The following is a 25441-nucleotide window of genomic DNA, read 5'->3' as shown; positions in this document are numbered from 1 at the left end:
TGCCTCGCTGGATCCAAAGGTTATTTCAGTTTTGCCGGCTTTTAATTGTTGGAATACCGATTCTACAAAGGTGAAAGCCAAAAGCTAAAAGCCCAAAGCTTTTGCATCAAGCGGAAACAACCTTTCAGCTTTTACCTTTTTCCTTTCACCTTTTACCTTTCAGCTTTCGCCTTTTACCTTTCTGCCATTCGCCTTTCACCTAAACAAAAATCTCACCTTTTAAATAAGTAACCGCTTTGCCGCTCATCAGCACACGGTCGCCTTTGTTGGTACACCAAAGCTCGCCTTTTCGGGATGATATCTGGAAGGCATGCAATTCATCCTTCTCCAGCATATCGGCCCAGTAAGGTATCAGGTTACAATGTGCCGATCCGGTTACCGGGTCTTCATTAATGCCCGCTGCGGGTGCAAAAAACCGCGATACAAAATCAACGTTGTCGCTTTCGCCTTCGGCGGTTACAATAATGCCAATAGCATCTATTTTGGCTAACAAGTTAAAATCGGGTTTTAACTCGCGCACATCTTCTTCGGTTTCGTAAACCACAAAATAATCACGGCCTCTTAATACCTCAACGGGTATTTTGCCGCCAAGAGCCTTAATCAAATCCATTGGTAGGGGTATAGGCTGTGGTGGCCGCGAGGGGAAATCGAGCGTGTACCGGTCGCCTTCTTTTGTTACGGTTAATACACCTGCTTTTTGCGTTTCAAAACTAATCACATCGCCTTCATAACCCAACTCGGTAAATAAAATGTGGGCACTGGCTAAAGTGGCATGGCCGCAAAGGTCAATTTCCAGTTCGGGGGTAAACCAGCGCAGGCTGTAGCCATTATCCGTTTTTACAAAGTAGGCGGTTTCGGCAAGGTTATTTTCGGCAGCTATTTGCTGCATGGTTTCGGCAGGCAGCCATTCGGTTAAAGGGCAAATAGCCGCCGGGTTACCGCCAAAAAGGGTATCGGTAAAGGCATCGGCCTGGTAAATAGGTATAGTCATGATGATGATGTTGTGGCGAAATATTAAACGCTAAGATAGCCGTAAGTTACTAAATCAGCCTGGTTGCTTATCATTTGGGTGTAGCCATTGTTTAATAAAAGTAGCCTGTCGCTAACTTCCAGCACGTTTCTATAATAATGGTCGGTTACTATAATGCCCCGGGTTTTTGCCCGTGCGGTAATAATTCCCTTAAACTCTTCAACCTGGATAGGCGAGATGTGGGTAAAAGGCTCGTCCAACAAAATAAATTTGGCCTTACTGTATAACACCATCAACATTTCCAGTTGCCGCCATTCGCCGCCGGATATATCGTTTACCGTTTTATTAAAATAAGTTTGATAAATAGGGTAAGCCGCAAATTCATCCCATACCAATGGGTCAATAATTTGCTTTGCCAAGCTGATTATTTTAACACCCGTAGGTAAATAATGATGCTGTGGCAGATAAGCAATTTGGCCGTTGGTGTATCCTTTGTTTACATACACACCATCAATACTTACGTATTTATGCGATGGCGTAACCGAGCCAAAAATAATTTTTAATAAGGTTGATTTGCCACAACCGTTTCGCCCTAATAAGCCCAGCACTTCGCCCTGTTTGCATTCTAGATAAACGCCCTGCAAAATTTTGCGGCCATCAAAGTCGATCTCTATACTATCCGATTTTAAAATTGAATAACTCATTTTGCAGCTATCCAATAAATAAGAGTTGCTAATGCAAAAACCAAAAAATCAAGCAAAAAAGTGTAGCCATACATTTTTCTAATCGGTACACCCGAATTTCGATAGTAAAAATAGGTTTTGTTGTATAGCGTGTATTGGTAGCCTACTAATATAGCATAACCTGCTGCTTTAATAAATAAGGCATTGAGTGCAAGCCCCCATCCAAAAATATGGATGAAGAGTAAAGCAATAAAATTAAAGGCAATGTTTGCAATAAACAGCGGTCTGTAAAATATAACAATCAATTTCCGGTGTGCCCACATATGCTAAAATTAGGCAATAAACCCGAAATGTTAACCTAAATACGATTTTAATATTTTACTGCGCGAGGTATGCCTTAAACGTTGCAATGCCTTATCTTTTATCTGCCTTACGCGCTCGCGGGTGAGGTTAAACTTTTCGCCAATTTCTTCTAACGAGAAAGGGCTGTTTGAGCCCAGGCCAAAAAATAACACCACAATTTCGCGCTCACGCTCGGTTAATGATGATAACGACCGCCTGATCTCTTCGGCCAGCGATTCGTTAATTAAATGCGAATCGGTATTGGGTTCGTGGTTATCCAATACATCCAGCAGCGTATTTTCTTCGCCGGTAACAAATGGCGCATCCATTGATACATGGCGGCCCGAATTGCTTAACGTGTCTGATATTTTTTCAACCGTAGTTTCCAGTATGTCGGCCAGTTCCTCGGGCGATGGTTCGCGCTCGTATTCCTGCTCCAGTTTTGAGAAAGCTTTGCTTATTTTACTTAACGAGCCTACCTGGTTAAGGGGCAAACGCACAATGCGCGATTGCTCGGCAATGGCTTGTAGTATAGATTGGCGTATCCACCAAACGGCGTACGATATAAACTTAAAACCCTTTGTTTCGTCAAAACGCTTGGCGGCTTTAATTAAACCCAGGTTACCTTCGTTAATCAGGTCGCCAAGGGTTAGGCCCTGGTTTTGGTATTGTTTAGCTACCGAAACAACAAAGCGCAAATTGGTTTTAGTTAAACGCTCAAGGGCAACCTGGTCGCCCTCTCTTATTTTTTGCGCAAGTATTACTTCCTCTTCGGCAGTTATCAGGTCAACCTTTCCTATTTCGTGGAGATACTTGTCTAACGACTGCGATTCCCGATTAGTAATGGATTGGGTTATTTTGAGTTGTCTCATTTATGGAATATACGTCTATTCGGTAATTTTTACTACAACGTGCAATAGTATGAAAATGTTGTTAAAAAATAACATTTGCAAGCCCGGCAGCGCAATTTTTATTTAAAAGTTCCCAACACAAATTTACTTGATTTGAAATAAATATTTATTGTAAAACAATAAATAAATTTGAGATAACCAAAATTTTGTTTTACCATTGTGCAGTTATTTATTTAAGTAAAGTATTTATGAATAAGTTTTTTAGCTTCCTTTTTCCGGCCAGCCTGATAAAATCATCAATTATTTGGACGGTTATTTTTTATGTAATAATGATCATGTTTCAGTTAACATCCAGCTTTAACTTAAAGCGATATGTGCTGTTAGAAAATCAAAAACCAAATGGCGAGGTTATGTTTAATGGTGTAAAATACCCCGCCAGTTATACCATGCAAAGCGCCCTTGTAGAGTTTGAGGTTACCACCCCTGTAGAGTTTTTAATGCTCAATAATGGTGATAACAATAACGCCTTTGCACAAGCCGATAGCTTTGCCGGTTCGGTATTAAAGCTGGCGCTGTGCGTGTTTGTGTTAATCATCATACGTAATTTTAATTTTGCCGATCCTTTTAACCCGAGGCATTTAAAGCAAATAAGTGTACTTTGTAACCTCGGCCTAATTTGGCTTATTTTTGAAAGCTTAAATTACGGTTACAACATGCAATGGGTAAACAATAGTAAACACGGTTTGGCAGGCTATAAATTTGGCAGCCATTTTAATGTTATCTTTTTTACAACGAGCATATGGATATTGCGCATGGTTATTTCATTTTACCAGCGCGGTGTTAAAAACCAACACGAAATGGATTTAACCATATAATATGGCTATCATAGTAAACCTTGATGTAATGATGGCCAAACGCAAAATGTCGCTTAACGAATTGAGCGCCAAGGTAGGCATTACACTATCCAACCTTTCTATTTTAAAAACCGGCAAGGCCAAAGCCATACGTTTTGAAACCCTCGAAGCTATTTGCCTGGCACTCAATTGCCAACCTGGCGATATATTAGAATATGTTGCAGATTAAGGTTTTGTAATTGGCTATTGGGTTTGGTAGTTATTGAGGGTGTTAGAGGTGCCATGAATACCATGTTTTTAATTAAGGCACTTGATAATGAACATCGAATATGGTACAACGAATTATGAAGTAGATTCCGTACATTTTTAATAATGCACCGTTTATCTTGAATCCTGGTTCTTGCTTCTTAAATCTTCTTTATATTTTTACCTCAGATAAATAACCTATGCCTTATACGCCAGCTTCAAACAGATATTCTAATATGCTTTATCGCCGGTGCGGTAAAAGCGGTATTAAACTTTCGGCTATATCATTGGGCCTGTGGCACAATTTCGGCGATGTTGACCTTATGGATAACTATCGCAAAACATTGCACACTGCTTTTGATAGCGGTATCACCCATTTTGACCTGGCTAATAATTACGGCCCGCCGCCGGGTTCGGCCGAAATTAACTTTGGCAGGATATTGAAAGAAGATTTTGCAGCTTACCGCGATGAACTCATCATTTCAACAAAAGCCGGATACCACATGTGGGAAGGCCCGTATGGGGAATGGGGATCAAAAAAATACCTGGTTTCCAGCCTCGACCAAAGCCTGAAACGGATGGGCCTGGAATATGTAGATATATTTTATCACCACCGGCCCGACCCAGATACGCCACTTGAAGAAACGATGGCTGCGCTCGACCTCATTGTTAGGCAGGGTAAGGCGCTATATGTTGGCATTTCTAACTATCGCCCGAAGGAGGCGGCCGAAGCCATCAGTATATTGAAACAACTGGGTACACCTTGTTTAATACATCAGCCCAAATACTCTATGTTTGAGCGCTGGGTTGAAACCGAAGGCTTGCTTGATGTTTTACACGCAAACGGAGTTGGCTGCATACCTTTTTCGCCGTTGGCACAGGGCTTGTTAACCAATAAATATTTAGGTGGCATCCCTGCCGATTCGCGCGTGGCAAAAGGTGTTGGTTTTTTAACCGAAAACAACATTACCGAAGCAAGGCTCTCGCAAATAAAACAGTTAAATGATATAGCCGTTGAACGTGGCCAGTCGCTGGCTCAAATGGCCTTAGCCTGGATATTAAAAGACGAACGTGTAACTACCGTGCTAATTGGTGCGAGCAAGCCCGCGCAATTACTCGACTCCATAAAATGCCTGGAGAATATCAAATTCAGCAGCGAAGAGTTGCAAAGGATAGAACTGATTTTAGGATAGCATCAAGGAGTAAGATGCTAGAATCAAGAATCAAGAATCGAGAATCAAGATAAAAAATAAACTAACTAATAATATTTCCCCTTCAGGGGGATAGGGGGTAAAATGGATCAGGATAATAAAATTCCCCTTCAGGGGGTTAGCGGGATAAAATGGGGAATTATTGGTTGCGGTAACGTAACCGAGGTGAAAAGCGGTCCTGCATTTAACAAAGTGGCCGATAGCGAGCTTATAGCCGTTATGCGCCGCGATGCAGTTAAGGCAATTGACTATGCCGAGCGGCACAATGTTGGTAAATGGTACAACGATGCTACCGAACTGATGAGCGACCCCGAAATTAACTCGATATACATTGCTACTCCGCCATCGTCGCACAAAGATTATGCAATTGAAGCTTTAAAGCGGGGTTTAAACGTTTACGTAGAGAAGCCCGTTACCTTAAACGCTGCCGAAGCTCAGGAAATAGCCGATGCGCTTAAACAATCAACCGCTAAATTAAGTGTGGCGCATTACCGCCGCGCGGTGCCTATGTTTTTGTATGTTAAAAACCTATTAGATACCAAGGCTATTGGCGATGTGCGTACCGTGCAGATAAAAATGTGGCAGGCCCGCAAGCCGCAATTGATTGCCGATAGCGAGCAAAACTGGCGCGTTGACCCGGCCTTGTCGGGCGGCGGGTATTTTCACGATTTGGCACCGCACCAGTTGGATTTAATGCTTTACTTTTTTGGCCAACCGAAATACATGCACGGCATATCAATAAATCAGGCTGGTTTAAGCGCCGCCGACGATCATGTTGCCGGCCTGGCCCTGTTTGAAAACAATATTACCGTCAACGGCTCATGGAGTTTTAATGTTGATGATGAGGACCAGATTGATGAGTGCATGATTGTGGGCAGTAATGGCAGCATCAGCTTTCCGTTTTTTGGTAAAAACGTAATATGGCACAATGACGAGGAAGACGACATACAGGTAATTGATTTTGTGCACCCCGAACATATACAACAACCCATGATTGAGCGCGTAGTAGCCTATTTTAAAAACGAAGGCGAAAATTTATGTTCGATAGATGATGCCGTTATTGTAATGAAAATGATTGATGCCTTTACAGCCAAACCATAACGCGTTATTATGACATAAGGTTAATAAACTGGTGATAACAATAATTAGTATTATTGTATTGCTAATTAAAACGCCATTACTCATGAAAAAGCTATTACCATTTGCCCTGCTTGTTACTTGTTTATTAATAGTTTTTAGTGCCTCGGCACAAAAAAAGCCCGAAGATAAAACCAAGCGGTTAAGTCCGCCGGATAGTGTTACCGTTACAACCCGTAAGGGTATAACTATAAAAGTAAGTTACGGCTCGCCAGGGGTAAAAGGGCGCGCCATAGGCGGTAACGAAATTGCAACTTACGGCAAAGTTTGGCGCACAGGTGCAAACGAGGCTACCGTTTTTGAAATTGATAAAGATGTTAAAATAGAAGGCAAACGTTTACCTGCCGGCAAATACAGTTTATACTCGGTACCCGGCGAAAAAAAATGGGTTATCATTTTCAACAAAACCTGGAACCAGTGGGGCACCATATATAGCGAGGCTAATGATGCGCTGCGCATAACCGTAAATACAGGAACCGCGCCCGAGTTTACGGAGCGATTGAAGTTTAATATCAAAAAGTCGGGCAAGGTTTACTTTGTTTGGGGCGATGTTATGGTTGCGTTTAAGGTTAAAAAGGCATGAAAACCAAGTGTTTTTTATTAATAGTTTTGCTTTTTAGCGTGTGTACTTTAGCAAAAGCGCAAACTTTTGAGGTGCCGCAAAACTATGAATTTAACACTCAAGCCGATTTTAGAAAATATGAACCCGATCTGATAAAAGCCGTCAGTTGGTTTGAGCAAACACCTTATAACGAACAGCGATTGAAAAGGGTAGACGTAGCGGCGTTTATAATGACCTGGATACAACGGTGCCCATATGTTACAGTAGAAACATCTGAAGGGATTAATGAACTTGGTGATAAAAATAATGACCTGCTGGTTACGTATCTGGCCGGATATGCCCGGTTTGTATTGCAGGGCCATATGTTGGGCGCGCAAACCGGTGCCCGCATGGCCGGGATGAAAGCCTTATTTGCCAAATATGAAAAAGATAAGCTCATTATCAGGGATAAAAGGGTTGAAAAGCTGATAAAGTTGGATCAGGAGGGCGGGCTTCAAGCCTGGCTATCTGACGAGTTGAATAGTAAATAAATCCGCCATCATACTGTTTTTGGGCAGAAATTCCATCAAAACCACCTCTCAAGCCTCTCTGCGGCAATTTTAATAAAAAAATACACACCGCCTATAATTGCAAATAATGTAATTATAGGCTTTTTTATGGTTTAAGTTTTATTTATTTTTTGCTACGCAATATTGCATTGCACTTATTTTAATAAAGTGTGATGCAGACGGTTTGATGACATTTTTGTTGACGGATTCCGCGTTTATATGGTACTTGGTGCCAACTTAAATCAAATAAGAATATGAATTATGTAGCAATTTATTGGTGGGTTATTATCCCCGTTTTATGTATTTTATTTTACAAAACTATCCTCCGCATCATCTTCGGTATGGTGATGGTGCCCGAAGACAAGATAGGTTTGGTTACCAAAAAATTTGTGCTGTATGGCGAAGACAAGTCTCTGCCCGATGGCCGTATCATTGCCACAAAAGGCGAAGCCGGTTACCAGGCGCGCACACTTGCACCGGGTATGTACTGGTTTATGTTTCCGTGGCAATATGTTGTTGTGCTCGAAGCGTTTACCGTTATCCCGCAAGGTAAAATTGGCCTTATATTATCAAAGGATGGTGCCGAAATACCTACAGGTAACATTTTGGGCCGCAAGGTTGATTGTGATAATTTTCAGGATAGCGAAAAGTTTTTGTTAAACGGTGGCCAAAAAGGTAGGCAAACGGCTATTATAACCGCCGGTACTTATCGTATCAACACCTATGCGTTTACCATTACCGTTGCCGATATGACCGTTATTCACGAAAATATGGTTGGTATTATCACCATGATGGATGGTTTGCCCATTACCATGGGCCAGATAGCCGGTAAAAATGTGGAAGGGCATAACAACTTTCAGGATATTGATGCCTTTTTAATTAACGGCGGTAACCGTGGTTTGCAACCTCAAATTATATTAGCCGGTTCGTACAACGTTAATAAATGGGCGGTACAAATAGAAGAGATCCCGATGACGGACGTACCTATTGGTTATGTAGGTGTGGTAATATCATACATAGGCGAAGACGGGCAAGACATGACCGGTGATGCGTTTAAACACGGTAACATAGTAAGCAAGGGTTTCCGCGGTGTGTGGATGGAGCCTATGGGCCCCGGTAAGTATCCAATTAACACCTTCACCATGAAAATGGAACTGGTGCCTACCACAAACCTGGTGCTTAACTGGGCCAATGCCCGCAGCGAATCGCACAATCTGGATAAAAACCTTTGTACCATTACTGTACGTTCAAAAGATGGTTTCCCTTTTAACCTGGATGTGGCCCAAATTATCCACATCCCGGCAAACGAGGCACCAAAGGTTATAGCCCGCTTTGGTAGCATGTTAAACCTGGTATCGCAAGTGCTGGAGCCAACCATTGGTAACTATTTCCGTAACTCGGCTCAGGATAGCGATGTAATATCGTTTTTAACTTCCCGTAAGGAAAGGCAGGAATCGGCCAAAGAGCATATCCGCATTGTGCTGGAAGAGTATAACGTGAATGCAGTTGATACGCTGATTGGTGACATTGTGCCACCAGAGGCTTTGATGAAAACTTTAACCGACCGTAAAATAGCGCAAGAAGAGGAAAAAACTTACGAAACACAACGTATGGCACAGGTACAACGCCAGGGCGTAGAAAAAGAAACCGCGATTGCCGAAATACAAAAAGAAATTGTAAAGGCGCAACAAAGTGTTGAAATTGCCCAACGCACTGCTGATGCTGCGGTAAAAAAATCGGAAGGTGAGGCTACCAGCTTAAAATTACAGGTAAACGCCGAAGCGGCTGCCACAAAAATGCGCGCCGAAGCCGAAGCTGATGCAACCCGCTTACGTGCCGGTGCACAGGCCGAATCGACCAAGTTGAACGCGTCTGCCGAAGCCGAAAGGATTTCGAAAACCGGTTTAGCCGAAGCCGAAAAAATTATGGCCATAGGTAAATCAACCGCCGAAGCTTACGAGTTACAGGTTAAGGCAATGGGTGGCGATAACTTTACCAAGTTTAAAATTACCGAAGAAATTGGTAAGGGCCACATCAAGGTTATTCCAGATGTGCTGATAGGTGGCAACAACGGCTCCGACGGCCCGATAAGCGGTTTGTTAGGCTTAAAACTAATGGAAATGATGGACACCGAGAAGTTTGGTAAGGAAAGCAAAAAGCTGCCTGCCACTGATAACGATAAGTCATCAGATAAAAAATAAGGTTAAGTTTTTCCCAGAAGTAAAGGTTTTAAGTTTTCACGTCATTGCTTTGTATCTTACAGCAATGACGTGTTTTTTATTATCGCGAGGCACGAAGCAACCGCACGGAGGTCTGTTCGCCCTGTATAGCTGCCCGGCTTCCGAGCGATTGATACGCTATCGCTCGCAACAACATAGTTTTATATTTGTTGTTATCAATTCCGACTATCGTTGCCGGGAACGATTGCGTAAATAAATAGCGCAAACTGTATCTATCCTGCCAAAAAAACTACTTACAATTGTCTTGCAGTGTAAACCTTTGCTCTGCCTATACCCAATTGTAAACAACCGCTTTATGAAAAATAACAGACTGATATTTTTAGCCGCTTTACTTTTTTGCTATACCACCTCGTTGGGGCAACAAGCTACAGAACACGATATGATGTGGTACGTTAACAACGCTCCTTTTAAAATGGGCAATATAAGTGAACCTAAATTTGCCGACAAAACATTTAACATTAAAGATTACGGCGCAGTGGGCGATGGGCAGGCACTCAATACCGATGCTATTGCCAAAGCTATTGATGCCTGTTCGGTAGCGGGCGGGGGTACGGTGCTTATTCCGCCTGGCTTGTGGTTAACCGGCCCTATAGTGCTAAAAAGTAATATCAATTTACACGCGGCTACGGGTGCGTTGGTTATATTTAGTGCCGATCATTCGTTGTTTACCGTTAGCGGTGGGCGCGGCAAACCGCAACTGTATGGCGAAAAACTGGAAAACGTTGCCATAACCGGCGGCGGTATTTTTGACGGCGCAGGCGATACCTGGAGGCCATTAAAGAAAAGCAAAGCTGCACCAACCTTATGGAACGACCTTGTAAAATGGGGAGGTGTATTAACCAAGGATGGTGATATGTGGTACCCCACCAAAGAGGGCCTGGCCGACGACCATTTGCGCCCCATTATGGTAGTGATAAACAGTAGCAAAAATGTTTTGGTAGATGGGCCAACATTTAAAAACTCGCCAAATTTTGCCTTTAATCCTAAAAGTATCACTAACCTCATTATCCGCAACGTAAAGATAGAGAACGAATATTATGCCCAAAATGGTGATGCTATTGATCTGTCAACCTGCAAAAACGCCATAGTCTACCATTGCACCGTACACGCCGGCGATGATGGTATCTGCATGAAATCCAGCGGAGCAAAAGATAAAAACGCCGCAGCCTTAGAGAATATAATTATAGCCGAAAACATTGTTTACCACGCGCACGGCGGTTTTGTAATAGGCAGCAATACCGATGGCGGTATGAACAACATCTGGGTAACCAACAATAATTTTGTTAATACAGATATAGGCATACGCGTAAAAAGTAACGAAGGGCGCGGTGGCCTGGTGCATAACGTTTACATCGACCATATTTATATGCGCGATATTTTGAACGAGGCCATTTTGTTTAGCAGCTACTATGAGGATAAGGGCCCCGGTGCTGTAAAAGCTGCCGTACTTGCAACCGATAAAACGCCCAACTTTCAGGATTTTCACATCAGCAATGTATATTGCAACAGTGCCAAAATAGCTATTTCTATTATTGGTTTACCCGAAATGCCCATAAGTAAAATAGATTTTACAGATGTAACCATATCGGCAACCAAAGCATTTAGCTCAACCGAAGCTACCGATATTACATTGAAAAATGTAAACATCATATCGCCGGATAAAACGGTTTATACCCTCAATAACTCAAGCAATATTAACATTAGCAATGCCGGTTTTGATAGCCGGGCAACTACATTTATATCAGCCGAAGGGCCAAAAACTACAGGCGTTACGGTTAGCGGCACTAATGTTAGCAAGGTAGCCAACGCTGTTAAATTAGGTGCAGGGGCACCCAAAAATGCTGTTAGTATAAAATAGCATAACTATTTGTTTATAATATGGAGTATGCGCACGTAAATAGTAGCGCCATAAGCAATAAGTATAAGGGTATTTAAAACAAGCAGCCAATTTAAATCGGGCTTGGTGTATTTTTTAATGGTACATAGCACCAGCAAAGCAATAAAACCCAGGGCCAGTAATATAGGGTAAGCAAATACCCATTTATTGCTGGCCGTAATGTAAATGTTTTGCAATTGCGTATCCATTGTGTTGCCGGTAAAAAACGGCACTAAGGCAAGCAGTATTAAAAATAAAAATAATCGTACAGCTACTTTTGCTGCTATGAGGCTTGCTTTCATTTTGGCTATTCTAAATGTATTAAGGGGCCGGCACTTGCCGGGATAAATTGTTTTTTAATAATACGGCTTCCGGTAAAAAGCAGTGCTGTGCCAAGTAAGGGGCAAACGGCCATAATACCCGTCATTGGGAGCGAACTGCCGTTGTAGGCCGAACTTAAAATACTTACCATTGCCGATGCTACCGAGCCAATACCCATCTGTAAAAAACCCATCAGTGCCGATGCGCTTCCGGCTTGCTTTGCAAAGGGCGTTAGCGATAAGGCCGATGCATTGGGCGATATAAAGCCCTGGCAGCACAAAAAGGTAAAAATGAGCAGTATCATTCCGGTTTTATCAATCCAGCCTTCAAAAGTAACGGTAAATAACGCCAGGCCCACAAGGCATTGTATAAACAACGCTACTTTAATTACCTGTTCGCTTTTAAAACTGCGTAATAAAACGCTGTTAACCTGGCTGGAGCCAATAAGCCCGGCGGCTATAAAGGCAAATATCCATCCAAATTGTTTTTGGCTCACATGGTAAAAACCAATAAACACGTTTGACGAACCCGACAAATAAGCATATTGGCTTGCCGATGCTATGCCGCCCGTAATTGCATAAACATAAAACTGCGGCTGCTTAAATACACTGTAAAAATTAATAACAATAGGTATTGGCTTTAACGATAGCAATTTATCAGGCTCGCGGCCATTGGGGAGCCAATAAATGCAGCCGGCAAATATAAATGCAGCAATAGTTGTGAGTATAATAAATACCCAATGCCAGCCAAACCAGGCGCTTATGTAGCCGCCCACGGTAGGGGCCACCATTGGCGAAAGTGCTACTACCAGCAGCAGTAGCGAAAATACCTTCGCAATATCGCCAACCGGGAAAAGGTCCCGCACCAGGGCGCGGGCGGCAACCATGCCCGCGCAACTGCCCAAAGCCTGCAACAGGCGCATAAAAATGAGCATATTGGCCGATTTTGTTACCGCGCAGCCTAACGAAGCCACAATATAAATCAGTAGGCCAATAAACAAAGGCTTTTTGCGGCCAAAACGATCAAGCAGCGGCCCATAAAGCAATTGCCCCAACGAAATACCAATAAAATAGCTGGTTAACGATAGCTGGATATGCTCAACAGATGTTCCCAGATCTTTAGCAATAGCCTGGAAAGCAGGTAGGTACATATCAATAGAGAACGGGCTCAATGCCGATAACGTCCCTAAAATAAGTATGAGTATAATATATCGTTTTCTATCCAAGGCTTGCTTTAAATTTGGCGCAAAGATAAGCAGGTAGTTTTGCCTGGCCTACTATTTTTTTGGATAGCGAATGTTGAATTGGCGGCCTTTGGCCTACATTAAAGTTATGCCCGTAATTTCTTTAACCTTGTAATAACCTTTGGCCAGGGGTAAATAAACTTCTATTTCCTGCCATTCTACCTTAACATGTTTACCAACATTGGTACCTAAGCCGCTTGTAAATTTTTCTGATCCGGCAAATTGCCTTAACCATAAAAACGATTTTTCGGCCCCTTTTTCGGTTATCACAATATAATTAAACCCCTTGTTGTCAATCCGCTTTAGCACACCTGTGGAATAATTATTCAAAACTTCGGTAGCTTTTTGTTCGGCAAAATAAGTAGATAGCTTTATAAAATTAGCGCATTTATCTTTCATTAGGTTAAAGGCAATGTTCATCCCTACCTTTTGCATCGCAGCCTGGTCGTTTACATCTACTTTAAGTTCATCAGCCAGTTCTTGCAGTAAGTCAGCATGTTCCATCACACAACTGGTATATAAGGCAACAGCCTCTTGTTTGTTAGTTATTTTAGATATATCGCGTTTGCTCAAAGCGTTACAAATGCTATCAGTTATTTTTTTCTCGGCAGGGCCAATAACACGGCTTGCCTGGGCCAACGAAAGTTGTACAAATGTGATACACAGGACACAGATGGCAAAAATCTTTTTCATAAATATGTTTTATCAAAAGTAATATTTTAACTAAATAATCGGCATGGTTAATAACCAAAATGTTATTTAAATAATAGGTATTTTTGTGAGCATTTGCATTGTAACCTCATTTTATGCAGACTGATCGCGCTACTAATTTTTCATTCATGTTTAAAGCATTATACGTCATTTTGCTGGTTGCCGCGTCGGTGAGTACCGTTTTGGCTCAAACCGCTAAATGGGGCGATCAACATAATGGTACATATGCCAACCCTATACTTCCGGCGGATTTTCACGATACCGATGTGATACGCGTAGGGTCCGACTATTTTTTGGTATCCGCCACCAATCAATTATCGCCGGGCATCCTCATCATGCAGTCAAAAGATATGGTTAACTGGAAAATAGTTGGCCATGCCGTTAACGATATAACACGCATAAGTGCCAGTTATAATTACGATAAATTACAAGGCCGGGGTATAACAGCAAGTGCTATCCGTTACCACGATAATGAATTTTTAATTTACTTTACCGACCCTGATGAAGGTGTTTTTATGACCAGCGCAGGCAAAATTAGCGGCCCCTGGAGCCCCTTAATTCAACTGATAAAAGGGCCGGGATGGGGAAGCCCCTGCCCGTTGTGGAACGATGCCGGTGATGCTTATTTAGCCGCTACCAATTTTGCCGACAATTACAAAGTGCATTTGTTTAAAATGGCTAACAATGGCGAAAGTATAACTATGCCAGGCAATGTAATACAGCAAGGCAAAGCCGCTTACGGAGGCAAACTTTACAAAATAAAAAACTATTATTACCACTTTTACAGTGAGCTTACTGCCGAGGGCAGGGTGCTTTTTGCAGAACGATCTGCAAATGTTACAGGCCCTTACACAGAACATCATCAGTTAATGCATAAAGCCGACCATGAGCCAAACCAAGCCTCGATGGTGCAAAACGAAAAAGGCGATTGGTATTTAATAGCGCAACATAGCCAGGCACGTTGGGATGGCCGCGAATTAAGTTTGCTACCCGTAACCTGGGTTAATGATTGGCCCGTTGCCGGAACCCTTGCCGGGGATGGCATTGGCGAAATGGCATGGACGGCACGCAAACCTGCAACCGACCCTAACGCTACACCCATACAAACCAGCGATGATTTTAGCAGCAAAACTTTATCGCCACAGTGGGAGTGGTGCTTTCAGCCAAATGCCGAAAAATGGTCGGTAACGGAGCGGGCGGGATATTTAAGGCTATACGCAAGCAAAGTGCCACAGCCCGAAGTGATAGAAAAAATACCCAATGTAATAACGCAACGCCCCTGGCGGCTTGAGCAAAGCATAGCCACCGTTAAGTTTGATATTGCCCACATGACGGACGGGCAAATAGCAGCAATGTGTTTATTTGGTAAAACAACAGGCATTTTTGGTGTTAAACAAAACGATAATTTAAGGCATATTTATTTTAGTGCAGGCGGTATAACCAAACAAGGCCTTCAAATAGAAATTGCAAACGTATGGCTGCGCGCCATTTGGGATGCCAACGGCCTTGCTAAATTTTATTACAGCACCGATGGTGTTAACTATGATGCTTTTGGCGATGCTTACAGCATAACCAACGTTGACAATGATGGAGCTGCAAAAATAGGCATATACACCGCCAGCGACAACGAAAGCGGCGGCTTTATTGATATTGATTGGTTTCACTACGGGCTGAACTGAGTATGATTGGGAAAGCCCGATTGACAGTTATTAATCAATTAACTTATCAGCCACATCCAGTTTCAATGGAGCAGGCTGTTTGCTGTTTTAACAAGTCGTGCAGCATAACATAAAATGTTACGGGTTTTTGCCAATTTAGGGCACAAATGTAAAACATCACAAAAGATTCTGTCCATTCTAAAATTCTATTAATTCTGGTTCAGACAAACACTAATCGGTAAGCAACTCAACACAATGTTTGCTCATGTCTGTTAAGCGGGCACTTAGCGAGTTTAAATCGGCACTGTCGTTTAGCTGCTGGTACAGTTTTTTTATGTAGTTTAACGAGGTATCGTCCGGGTCGCAGGCTTGCGCTTTTTCCAGGTGGAACAAACTGCTTTTAATTATCTTTTGGTATTGGCTTGTGTAGGTAGCATAAGCCTGCGGGTCTTTTCGGGATGCATTAATTTTGGCTGCCAGTGCATTGCTTTGCTGTATATAAAGGTAGCCCAGGGCGCGGTGAGCCACGTAATAATTGGGTTCGGCAGCAAGTACTTTTTCCCAAAAGGTTATCGCCTTAGTTTGTTCGTTTTTATCTTCATACAACTTGGCCACCTTGGCATAAAAGTTGGTTTGGGTTTTAGCAGGAAGTTTTTCGGTGCCGGTTAAAATTTCGTTGGCAAGGCTTAACGCTTTATCCTTGTCGTTATCCATCGCAATAGCCTTGTTAAAATCAATGTATTTATCGTAAACGTCCTGTGCTTTAAGCAAGGGGCTGCACAATAAAAACATCAAAAATATTGTTAATTTTTTCATGGTAAAATAGTATAAATAGAAACCAAGATACTCAAAGCAACGGCATTTGGGCACATAATAACAGAAAGATTTCTCAACTTTTTAAAAGTTGGCAAATCTAAACAAGGCTCATTTGCACATCTGCATATTTTCCTCATCTGCACATTATAGCTCATCTCCACATTTACAAAGCTTATTAACATTTACAACCTTGATAACTTTACCCTTTAACCTTTGGGCCGAATAAGTATCTTTGCCCATGCCTGAAAAAATTATAATTCTCGATTTTGGTTCGCAGTTCACACAGCTTATAGCCCGCCGGGTTAGAGAACTCAATATTTACTGCGAAATTTACCCCTACAATCACATTCCCGATTTTGATGCAGATGTAAAAGGAATCATCCTTTCCGGAAGTCCGCATTCGGTAAGGCAAGAGGAGCCGCCACATTTTGATTACAACACTTATAAAGATAAATACCCAATTTTAGCAGTTTGCTACGGTGCGCAATACCTGGCCCATTTTTACGGCGGCGAGGTGCAGGCATCAAGCACACGCGAATACGGCCGTGCTAACCTGCAATATATACAGCCCGGTAACCCGCTGTTTAAGGCTATTCCGGCTGGTTCGCAAACCTGGATGTCGCACGCAGATACCATTGTAACCCTGGCCGACGATTTTGAAGTAATTGCCAGTACCGAAACCGTGCGTGTTGCTGCTTATCAAATTAAAAATTCGCAAACGTATGGTATCCAGTTTCACCCGGAGGTAACGCATAGTATTGATGGCAAACAATTGCTGCAAAACTTTTTGGTTGACATTTGCGGATGCATACAGGAGTGGACCCCCGATTCGTTTGTGGAAACCACGATTGCCAATTTGAAAGAAAAGCTGGGCGATGATAAGGTGGTACTGGGCCTTTCGGGCGGTGTGGATTCGTCGGTTGCGGCGGTTTTGCTGCACCATGCCATTGGCAAAAACCTGCATTGCATTTTTGTTGATAACGGCCTGTTACGTAAAGACGAATTTCAGTCGGTACTGGATTCGTACCAGCACATGGGCCTTAATGTAAAAGGAGTTGATGCCAAACAACGCTTTTATGATGCATTGAGCGGATTATCGGACCCTGAACAAAAGCGTAAAGCAATTGGCCGCGTTTTTATTGAGGTTTTTGATGATGAAGCAAACCGCATTGAAAATGTAAAATGGTTGGGGCAAGGCACAATTTATCCGGATATTATCGAATCCGTATCGGTAAAAGGGCCATCGGCAACCATCAAATCGCACCATAACGTTGGCGGCCTGCCCGATTTTATGAAACTTAAAGTAGTTGAACCGCTTAATACCTTGTTTAAAGACGAAGTACGCAAAGTGGGCCGATCATTAAAAATAGATGAGAATATACTTGGCAGGCACCCTTTCCCGGGGCCTGGGCTGGCCATCCGCATTTTAGGCGAGGTTACTCCCGAAAAAGTGCATATTTTACAGGAAGCTGATGCCATATACATCAACAATTTAAAGTCTTCGGGGTTGTATGATAAGGTTTGGCAGGCCGGTACCATATTTTTGCCCGTGCAATCGGTAGGGGTAATGGGCGATGAGCGTACTTACGAAAATGTGGTATGTTTGCGCGCAGTAGAATCGTTAGACGGTATGACTGCCGACTGGTGCCATTTACCTTATGATGTGCTGGCAAAAATATCAAACGAGATTATTAATAATGTTAAAGGAATTAACCGCGTAGTTTATGACATTAGCTCAAAGCCACCGGCTACCATCGAGTGGGAATAAATGGATAGTATTTGTATTGATAGGGCTTGTTTTAGGCGCATGTTCGCCTAAACTTGCTCCCGTTACGCAAAAACCGGTAACAAAGCCTGTAGAAAGTAAAACCCCGGATGTAAAAGTTACTCCTAAGGTTGTGGCTGTACACACTTCTACTGTGTCGCTTATTTTACCTTTTGAATTGAATAAGCTCGATTTGAGTTCGGCTGCTACAAGTGCCAATTTAAGCCGGGCCGATTTGGCTGTTGGTTATTACCAGGGCTTTAAGCTTGCGCTCGATTCGTTAACCGCTCAGGGCTATAACTTTAAACTACAGGTTTTTGATTCAAACGGCGACGATTCGCAGGCGCATAGCCTGGCAGGCAACACAAAATTGCGCACCAGCGATTTAATAGTTGGGCCGGTATTTCCGGAAGGTATAAAAGCTTTTAGCACAGCCATGCATGGCATTAATAAACCGCTCATATCGCCGCTTTCGCCTGCGGCACCTGCCGAGTTTAAAAACAATAATTTGGTTACCATCGAACCGCCGTTAGAATACCACGCCTGGCGCATTGCCCGTTATATTAAAGAGCGTTTAAGGCCGGTAAAGGTTTTTGTTTTAAAATCGGGCTATAGCGACGAGAATAAATATATCCTCCCGTTTAAAAAAGCTATTGATAGCCTAAGTCGTAAACGCATACAGGTGGTTTACCTCACTGTAACCAAGGGTAATTTAAGCGCAATAATACCACAGCTATCCACCTCGGCGCAAAACATATTTATCGTTCCGGCTACCGATCAAACTTTTTTAGCAGTAACATTAGCCGCGTTAGATAAACTGAATAAAACCTACCCCGTAACCGTATTTGGGCACCCCAACTGGTACAAGTCTTCATTTTTACAGGCCACTTTGCTACAGAGGCTAAAAACCTACATCACCGTATCCGACAAAGTTGATTATAATGATGATGAAACGAAGCAATTTATTAAAGCTTACCGCGATGCCTACCACCTTGAGCCCAGCGATTATGCAATTAAAGGCTTTGACGATGGCTATTATTTAGGAACCTTATTGAGTACCGATACCGAGGCTTTTAAAAAGCTGGATAAGCTTAACTACCTGGGTTTACATAACCAATTCAGTTTTATAAAAACGGGAAATGCGGGTTGGGTAAATACCCATGTAAGCATTTATCAGTATCAAAATTTTGAACTAAAGCCCGTAGAATGAAAGCCTTTAATCAATTGAAAACTTTTCAGCGTATACTGGGAGAATATCCGGTTGATACGCCTTTGAGCAAGTTTTTGCCAGGCTTTTACCGCCAAAATAAACAAATGGGCTCTACCGACAGGCGTATTGCTAACAGGCTCATTTACAATTATTTTAGATTAGGCAAGGCACTTGATAATACCGTTACCGAAGAACGCTTGTTTGTTGCCGAATTTTTGTGCAATACGCAAACCAATTCGTTTTTGGCTCATTTTAAACCCGATTGGGCGCTATGTGTAGGCTTTAGTTTAGACGAAAAGCTGGCCATGGTAAAGGTTAGTTACCCGGATTTTAAACTGGAAGATGTTTTTCCGTGGACTGATGCGCTTTCGGCGGATGTGGATAGGGATGCATTTTTAAAGTCGTTTTTTATTCAGCCCGATCTGTATATCCGCGTGTTAAAAGGTTTTGAACCGCAGGTAAAATCAACGCTAGCTAAAGCGGAAATTGTATTTAGGGAGGAAGCCAACCAATGCCTTGCCCTGGCCAACGGTACGCGCCTTGATACCTTGTTTCAAAACCAACACTGGTTCGAAATTCAGGATTTATCGTCGCAGCAAACGGCTCAGTTTTTTAAGCCCAATAAATGGGAACACTGGTGGGACGCCTGCGCTGCTTCGGGAGGCAAAACACTTTTACTACACGAGTTGCAACCCGATTTAAAGCTGGTTGTGTCAGACATTCGCGAATCTATCCTTGCTAACCTTGACGAACGCCTGCACCAGGCCGGACTATTCAAATACCAAAAAAAACTGGTTGACCTTACCAAAAATGTTGACCCGGAATTACATGATTACCAATTTGACGGTATTATTTTAGACGCACCGTGCAGTGGCTCGGGCACCTGGAGCCGCACGCCCGAAATGATAGCCCAGTTTCAGGATTTTAAAATACAGTCCTTTAAAAACCTGCAACAAAGTATTGTGCGCAATGTGGTAAAGTACCTAAAGCCAGGCAAGCCGCTTATTTACATTACCTGCTCGGCCTTTAAAGCCGAAAATGAAGATATGGTTGATTTTTTGACTGCTGAGTTTGGATTGAAGTTGGAAGAGAAAACGGTTTTAAAGGGATATGGGCATAAGGCGGACACGATGTTTGTGGCGAGGATGGTGGCACCGGATACAAAATTGAATAGGTCAATTAAAACCGATGAATAATCATATTTATTTAAAATGATGATACCAATTGCCGTCGGATTCCCGATCTACAGTTTCCTGCGATTCAAAACTAATGAACACATGCGGCTGTGCAGCCAATGGGTATCTATGCTTTTCTAATAATGATCTGAGTAATTGGTTAAGCTCTAAGTTGCTCTCTAATTCGTGCTTTACTTTGTCCGTTTTGATGCATATCCAATAAACGAGGTGTTTAGGGTCGATATCGTAAGCACCATACCAGGTAATGTCAAACTTTTCGGTACAATAACTAAATACAGTATTTTCAATGTCAGCTTTGATATCTAAGATCTTCCTTTTTAAAGAATTCTTATTGTAAAAGAATCGGGAAAAGCTCATGCTAAATACCTACAAATGCGTATTACTCCTAAACAATTTTATCGCAATAGCCAACAAAATTATCCCAAAAGCCTTTCGTAAAATTTCGAGGCCGGTTTTGCCTAATATTCTTTCTATACGGTAGGTGTTTTTTAATACCAGATAGACAAATAAAGTGTTGAGCGTAATGCCTACCAAAATGTTTTGAGTTTGGTATTGCGATTTAAGTGAAAGCAGGGTAGTCATGGTGCCCGCGCCTGCTATGAGTGGGAATGCCAACGGTACAATGGAAACCGAAGATGTGGTTTCGGCCATTTCATCTTCCTTAAAAAACTTGTGGCCCAGTATCATCTCCAAAGCGATAAAGAAAATAACCAGCGAACCGGCAATAGCAAACGAGGGTATATCAATGCCTATAATGCTTAACAACTCTTTCCCTACAAACAAAAAAATAACCATTAAAAACAACACGGTTAATGATGCTTTTTCGGCCGCTATATAACCTGCCTTGCGCTGCAACTCAATAATAACGGGCACAGTACCCACAATATCAATAATAGCGAACAGGATTAAGGTAACGGATAGTATTTCCCTGGGATCAAAAACAAAGTATTCACTCATGGGGCTGATGTTTGGTATAGTAAAGCTAAAATAAATTAAGGTCAAAAAAAATCCCGGAAGGAAATTCCGGGATTTTCGATATTATTCTACAAATTTCGGATTTGGGGGATCATTTGCAGCTTCGGGTTTGCCATGCCTTACATGTGAATGTTTAATGCTATAGCCAAAGTAAACCGCCATACCAATACCCATCCAAATGAATAAACGTAACCAGTTTTCTAAACCTTCGCTGCCCATCATGGCTAAACAGATAATGGCACCTAACGGACAAACGATGTAGTATAAAGGTGTTTTGAACGGACGTACCAGGTTAGGATCAGTGTTACGTAAAATCATGATACCAAGACAAACCAAAACGAACGCGAACAGCGTACCGATACTTACCATATCGCCTACTATGCTATCGGGTATAAACCCGGCAAATACCGATACCATGATAAAGAATAACCATTGCGATTTATATGGCGTGCTAAATTTGGGGTGTAGTTTAGAGAATACCGGCGGTATTAAACCATCAATACTCATGGTGTAAAACACACGTGTTTGGCCCAATAGCATGACCAGGATAACCGACGAGAAACCAGCCAAAATAGCGATGGTAACCAATTTGGCTAACCAGCCATAACCGTGCATTACTGCCGAAATAGCGTAGGTAACAGATGCTTCTTTACCTTGTACCAAAAACTCTTTGTAAGACACTAAACCTGTTAACACGTGCGAGAACAAAACGTATAAAACAGTACAGAATACCAGCGATATCAAAATACCTTTTGGCATATCTTTTTGTGGATTCTTAGCTTCCTGAGCTGCGGTTGATACGGCATCAAAACCAATAAAAGCGAAGAATACCACACTTGCACCACGCAATACGCCAAGCCAGCCGTGGTTAAACGTATCGGCATAATTAACTATGCCAGTGTTTGTTTTAACAGTACCCGCATTGGCAGGTATAAGGTAAGGTGTATGGTTAGCCGGGTTAATAAAACTCCAGCCTAAACCGATAATCATTAATACAATAGCTACTTTAATAATAACAATAACGTTATTAACGGCTGCCGATTCGGCAGTACCTTTGATGAGCAGCAACGTTAGCATTAACAATATAAATATAGCGGGAAGGTTAACTATGCCGTGTGAGCCTAACTCGGCGGCATACATGCCTGTTGTGGTGGTTGATGTTTCAAAGGGCGAGTGGCAAAGTGCAAAGGGTATATGTACACCAAAAAAACTTTCTAAAAAATTATTGAAATATTGCGACCAGCCAATGGCTACCGTAGCTGCACCAAGTGCATACTCAAGCACCAAATCCCAACCTATTATCCAGGCAATAAATTCGCCCATGGTAGCATACGAGTAGGTGTAGGCCGAACCTGCAATAGGTATCATACTGGCAAACTCCGCATAGCATAAGCCTGCAAGCGCGCAACCTGCGGCGGCAATTAAAAATGAGATAGTTACAGCCGGACCAGCATGTTCACCGGCGGCGGCGGCGGTACGTACAAAGATACCGGCTCCGATAATAGCACCAATGCCGAGGGCAATAAGTGAGCCAACGCCAAGGGTACGCTTTAAGGTTTTTTCGCCTTCCTGCGCGGCGGCCATCAATTGTGCAATAGGTTTCTTAATAAATAATTTCATCAGTCAGTTTATGGGTTGTAATTATAATACTTCCAAACATACAGAATTTTATGTAAAAAAGAAAAGGGATGCCGTTGCCGAAATCCCTTTTAAGCTGCATTTTGAATAGTTTTACTGGTATTGAGCAGTATTTAATTTTGTAACTACTGCTGCCGTAGCCTTGCTTACCTTAATTGTGGTAGGTTTTAACGTAGCCGCAGGCGGAACTTTATTAGGATTAAGATGCGGTGCTATTACCAGCGACATGATTGACATGAGTTTGATGAGGATATTCATGGACGGGCCGGAGGTATCTTTAAACGGATCGCCAACGGTGTCGCCGGTAACGGAAGCCTTGTGCGGTTCGGATTTTTTGTAGTAAATCTCGCCGTTAATTTCAACACCTTTTTCAAACGATTTTTTGGCATTGTCCCACGCGCCGCCCGCATTGCTTTGGAAAATACCCATCAGCACGCCCGATACGGTAACGCCTGCAAGTAAACCACCCAGTACTTCGGGGCCAAAGGCAAAACCTATAATAATAGGGGTTATTAAAGCAATTAAACCGGGAGCCATCATTTCGCGAATGGAAGCTTTTGTTGATATGGCTACGCATTTTTCGTACTCGGGTTTAGCCTTGTATTCCATAATGCCGGGTATTTCTCTAAACTGACGCCTTACTTCTTCAACCATTGCCATAGCGGCACGGCCAACTGCCGATATACATAGTGCCGAAAATATAAAGGGTATCATTCCGCCCACAAATAAACCGGCTAATACATCGGCCTTGTAAATATCAATATGGTCTATCCCGGCTACGCCAACAAAGGCGGCAAACAAAGCCAGTGAAGTTAACGCTGCCGATGCAATGGCAAAACCTTTACCTGTAGCGGCTGTAGTATTACCCACGGCATCTAAATTATCGGTACGTTCGCGCACTTCGGGCGGCAGCCCGCTCATTTCGGCAATACCACCGGCGTTATCGGCAATTGGGCCAAAGGCATCAATAGCTAATTGCATGGCAGTGGTGGCCATCATACCTGCGGCGGCAATGGCTACACCATATAAACCCGCAAAGTAAAACGAGCCGTAAATACCGGCTGCCAATACTAAAATTGGCAACACGGTTGATTCCATGCCCACGGCCAAACCGGCAATGATATTGGTAGCATGCCCTGTAGACGATTGCCGTATAATGCTCAACACCGGGCGTTTACCCATTGCTGTATAGTATTCGGTTATTATGGACATTAAAGTGCCTACAAGCAAACCAACTACTATGGCCAAAAACACATCGTTACGGGTAAAATTAACATTACGGATAATCATGTTATCGGGCATCAGCCACTGTACGGCAAAGTATGAAGCAATTGCGGTTAACAATATAGATAACCAGTTACCCATATTTAAAGCCTTTTGTACGCTATCGGTTTCGTTTTTGATTTTTACGAATGATGCACCAACTATAGAAAACAACAAACCCAGGCCAGCTATCAGCATTGGCAATAGGATAGGGGCAATACCACCGAAGTTATCAACCGATTTAATTTCCCGGCCTAAAACCATCGTAGCCAAAATAGTTGCCACGTACGATCCGAACAAATCGGCACCCATACCGGCTACATCGCCCACGTTATCGCCTACGTTATCGGCAATGGTGGCGGGGTTGCGCACATCATCCTCGGGGATGCCTGCTTCAACCTTGCCCACAAGGTCGGCACCAACATCGGCAGCTTTAGTATAAATGCCGCCGCCCACACGGGCAAACAAGGCTATAGATTCGGCACCTAAAGAAAATCCGGCCAGTACATCCAGTGCTTTCTCCATTTCGGCACCGTTTACGTTGCCATTTACGCTTTTAACATAAAAGGTATATAAAACAATAAACATGGATCCTAAACCCAAAACAGCTATCCCGGCTACACCTAAGCCCATAACCGTACCGCCCGTAAACGATACCTTTAAGGCTTGTGCCAAACTGGTTTTAGCAGCCTGAGTGGTGCGCACGTTAGCTTTAGTAGCTATGCGCATACCCAAATATCCGGCGAAAGCCGATAAAAACGCACCCACAATAAACGATACCGCAATTACCGGGCTTGATGTAGCAACCGTTGTGCCCGAGTATGCCAGTAAAATGGCAGCTACTACAACAAAATAGCTAAGTACTTTCCATTCGGCACGTAAAAAAGCCATTGCACCGTCGGCAATATAGCCCGATAATTCAGTCATGTCGCCGTCGCCTGCGTCTTGTTTGGTTACCCATGCCGATTTTATCATCATCACGGCGATGCCCACCACGCCGAACACGGGTATTAAATAAATTAAATTATTGGTAAAAAAATCCATAGTAAGTATTAGGTTATAAAATTGGTTTATAATGTAGAGAGTGGTAAATTTAAGCAGAACAAGCAAATTACCAAATTTAAT

Annotated in this window: 23 protein-coding genes; 12 read left to right on the top strand and 11 right to left on the bottom strand. The window is 42.7% G+C overall.

Features of this window, described 5'->3' with window-relative positions; all coding sequences use genetic code 11:
* Nucleotides 1-199 precede the first annotated feature (199 nt).
* The 3 genes from BDD43_RS27835 to BDD43_RS27820 form a co-directional block, all read right to left on the bottom strand.
* Nucleotides 200-991 carry a PhzF family phenazine biosynthesis protein gene (locus BDD43_RS27835; protein WP_121201488.1) on the bottom strand — a complete coding sequence of 264 codons (792 nt, stop codon included), beginning with the start codon at nt 989-991 and terminating at the stop codon, nt 200-202.
* A gap of 23 nt (nt 992-1014) precedes the next feature.
* Nucleotides 1015-1674 (bottom strand): ATP-binding cassette domain-containing protein, encoded by a 660-nt coding sequence (locus tag BDD43_RS27830; protein ID WP_121201487.1) that lies wholly within the window; start codon nt 1672-1674, stop codon nt 1015-1017.
* Between the two features lie 332 nt (nt 1675-2006).
* Nucleotides 2007-2867 carry a sigma-70 family RNA polymerase sigma factor gene (locus BDD43_RS27820; protein WP_121201485.1) on the bottom strand — a complete coding sequence of 287 codons (861 nt, stop codon included), beginning with the start codon at nt 2865-2867 and terminating at the stop codon, nt 2007-2009.
* Nucleotides 2868-3094: 227 nt separating this feature from the next.
* On the opposite strand from BDD43_RS27820, the gene BDD43_RS27815 reads away from it, so the two are divergent.
* The 8 genes from BDD43_RS27815 (at nt 3095) to BDD43_RS27780 (ending at nt 11502) form a co-directional block, all read left to right on the top strand.
* On the top strand, nt 3095-3721 hold the full coding sequence (locus tag BDD43_RS27815) for a hypothetical protein (RefSeq protein ID WP_121201484.1): 627 nt from the start codon (nt 3095-3097) through the stop codon (nt 3719-3721).
* Between the two features lies 1 nt (nt 3722).
* The gene (locus tag BDD43_RS27810) at nt 3723-3929 is read left to right on the top strand and encodes a helix-turn-helix domain-containing protein (protein WP_121201483.1); all 207 of its coding nucleotides are present in this window, start codon (nt 3723-3725) and stop codon (nt 3927-3929) included.
* A gap of 217 nt (nt 3930-4146) precedes the next feature.
* The gene (mgrA, locus tag BDD43_RS27805) at nt 4147-5139 is read left to right on the top strand and encodes an L-glyceraldehyde 3-phosphate reductase (RefSeq protein ID WP_121201482.1); all 993 of its coding nucleotides are present in this window, start codon (nt 4147-4149) and stop codon (nt 5137-5139) included.
* Nucleotides 5140-5241: 102 nt separating this feature from the next.
* Nucleotides 5242-6258: a Gfo/Idh/MocA family protein gene (locus BDD43_RS27800; RefSeq protein WP_121201481.1), complete on the top strand. Its 1017-nt coding sequence runs from the start codon at nt 5242-5244 to the stop codon at nt 6256-6258.
* 82 nt (nt 6259-6340) lie between these two features.
* Complete coding sequence (locus tag BDD43_RS27795; RefSeq protein WP_121201480.1) at nt 6341-6877, top strand: DUF2911 domain-containing protein; 537 nt, start codon at nt 6341-6343, stop codon at nt 6875-6877.
* Nucleotides 6874-7386: a hypothetical protein gene (locus BDD43_RS27790; RefSeq protein WP_121201479.1), complete on the top strand. Its 513-nt coding sequence runs from the start codon at nt 6874-6876 to the stop codon at nt 7384-7386. Before BDD43_RS27795 ends, BDD43_RS27790 begins: the two co-directional genes overlap by 4 nt.
* A 272-nt stretch (nt 7387-7658) precedes the next feature.
* Complete coding sequence (locus tag BDD43_RS27785; RefSeq protein ID WP_121201478.1) at nt 7659-9605, top strand: SPFH domain-containing protein; 1947 nt, start codon at nt 7659-7661, stop codon at nt 9603-9605.
* A 334-nt stretch (nt 9606-9939) separates the two neighbouring features.
* A complete protein-coding gene (locus tag BDD43_RS27780; protein WP_121201477.1) occupies nt 9940-11502 on the top strand; it encodes a glycoside hydrolase family 28 protein in 1563 nt (520 codons plus the stop codon).
* Nucleotides 11503-11507: 5 nt separating this feature from the next.
* Here BDD43_RS27780 and BDD43_RS27775 read toward each other — a convergent pair whose 3' ends face one another.
* The 3 genes from BDD43_RS27775 to BDD43_RS27765 all read right to left on the bottom strand — a co-directional run bounded on the left by BDD43_RS27775 (nt 11508) and on the right by BDD43_RS27765 (nt 13777).
* The gene (locus tag BDD43_RS27775) at nt 11508-11822 is read right to left on the bottom strand and encodes a hypothetical protein (protein ID WP_121201476.1); all 315 of its coding nucleotides are present in this window, start codon (nt 11820-11822) and stop codon (nt 11508-11510) included.
* A gap of 5 nt (nt 11823-11827) precedes the next feature.
* A complete protein-coding gene (locus tag BDD43_RS27770; RefSeq protein ID WP_121201475.1) occupies nt 11828-13066 on the bottom strand; it encodes a multidrug effflux MFS transporter in 1239 nt (412 codons plus the stop codon).
* A 93-nt stretch (nt 13067-13159) separates the two neighbouring features.
* Nucleotides 13160-13777, bottom strand: coding sequence for a hypothetical protein (locus BDD43_RS27765; RefSeq protein WP_121201474.1), 618 nt, complete (start codon nt 13775-13777; stop codon nt 13160-13162).
* A 146-nt stretch (nt 13778-13923) separates the two neighbouring features.
* Here BDD43_RS27765 and BDD43_RS27760 point away from each other — a divergent pair, with 146 nt between their 5' ends.
* Nucleotides 13924-15474 (top strand): glycoside hydrolase family 43 protein, encoded by a 1551-nt coding sequence (locus tag BDD43_RS27760; RefSeq protein WP_162847184.1) that lies wholly within the window; start codon nt 13924-13926, stop codon nt 15472-15474.
* 210 nt (nt 15475-15684) lie between these two features.
* Here BDD43_RS27760 and BDD43_RS27755 read toward each other — a convergent pair whose 3' ends face one another.
* A complete protein-coding gene (locus tag BDD43_RS27755) occupies nt 15685-16269 on the bottom strand; it encodes a tetratricopeptide repeat protein (RefSeq protein ID WP_121201472.1) in 585 nt (194 codons plus the stop codon).
* A 238-nt stretch (nt 16270-16507) separates the two neighbouring features.
* Between BDD43_RS27755 and guaA the strand changes: the two genes are divergently transcribed.
* The 3 genes from guaA to BDD43_RS27740 are packed head-to-tail and all read left to right on the top strand — an operon-like array spanning nt 16508 to nt 20440.
* A complete protein-coding gene (gene guaA / locus BDD43_RS27750) occupies nt 16508-18037 on the top strand; it encodes a glutamine-hydrolyzing GMP synthase (protein WP_121201471.1) in 1530 nt (509 codons plus the stop codon).
* Nucleotides 17994-19244, top strand: coding sequence for an ABC transporter substrate-binding protein (locus BDD43_RS27745; RefSeq protein ID WP_121201470.1), 1251 nt, complete (start codon nt 17994-17996; stop codon nt 19242-19244). Before guaA ends, BDD43_RS27745 begins: the two co-directional genes overlap by 44 nt.
* Nucleotides 19241-20440 (top strand): RsmB/NOP family class I SAM-dependent RNA methyltransferase, encoded by a 1200-nt coding sequence (locus BDD43_RS27740; protein ID WP_121201469.1) that lies wholly within the window; start codon nt 19241-19243, stop codon nt 20438-20440. Before BDD43_RS27745 ends, BDD43_RS27740 begins: the two co-directional genes overlap by 4 nt.
* A 6-nt stretch (nt 20441-20446) precedes the next feature.
* Here BDD43_RS27740 and BDD43_RS27735 read toward each other — a convergent pair whose 3' ends face one another.
* The 4 genes from BDD43_RS27735 to BDD43_RS27720 form a co-directional block, all read right to left on the bottom strand.
* Nucleotides 20447-20797: a hypothetical protein gene (locus BDD43_RS27735; protein ID WP_121201468.1), complete on the bottom strand. Its 351-nt coding sequence runs from the start codon at nt 20795-20797 to the stop codon at nt 20447-20449.
* Between the two features lie 9 nt (nt 20798-20806).
* A complete protein-coding gene (locus BDD43_RS27730) occupies nt 20807-21397 on the bottom strand; it encodes a MarC family protein (protein WP_121201467.1) in 591 nt (196 codons plus the stop codon).
* 81 nt (nt 21398-21478) lie between these two features.
* Entirely contained in the window at nt 21479-23035 is a 1557-nt protein-coding gene (locus tag BDD43_RS27725) for an amino acid permease (protein WP_121201466.1), read from the bottom strand.
* Between the two features lie 111 nt (nt 23036-23146).
* A complete protein-coding gene (locus BDD43_RS27720; protein ID WP_121201465.1) occupies nt 23147-25360 on the bottom strand; it encodes a sodium-translocating pyrophosphatase in 2214 nt (737 codons plus the stop codon).
* Between the last annotated feature and the right edge of the window lie 81 nt (nt 25361-25441).

It is taken from the genome of Mucilaginibacter gracilis, from assembly GCF_003633615.1.
GTDB lineage: Bacteria > Bacteroidota > Bacteroidia > Sphingobacteriales > Sphingobacteriaceae > Mucilaginibacter > Mucilaginibacter gracilis.
This window is presented reverse-complemented; position numbering and strand designations above follow the sequence as displayed.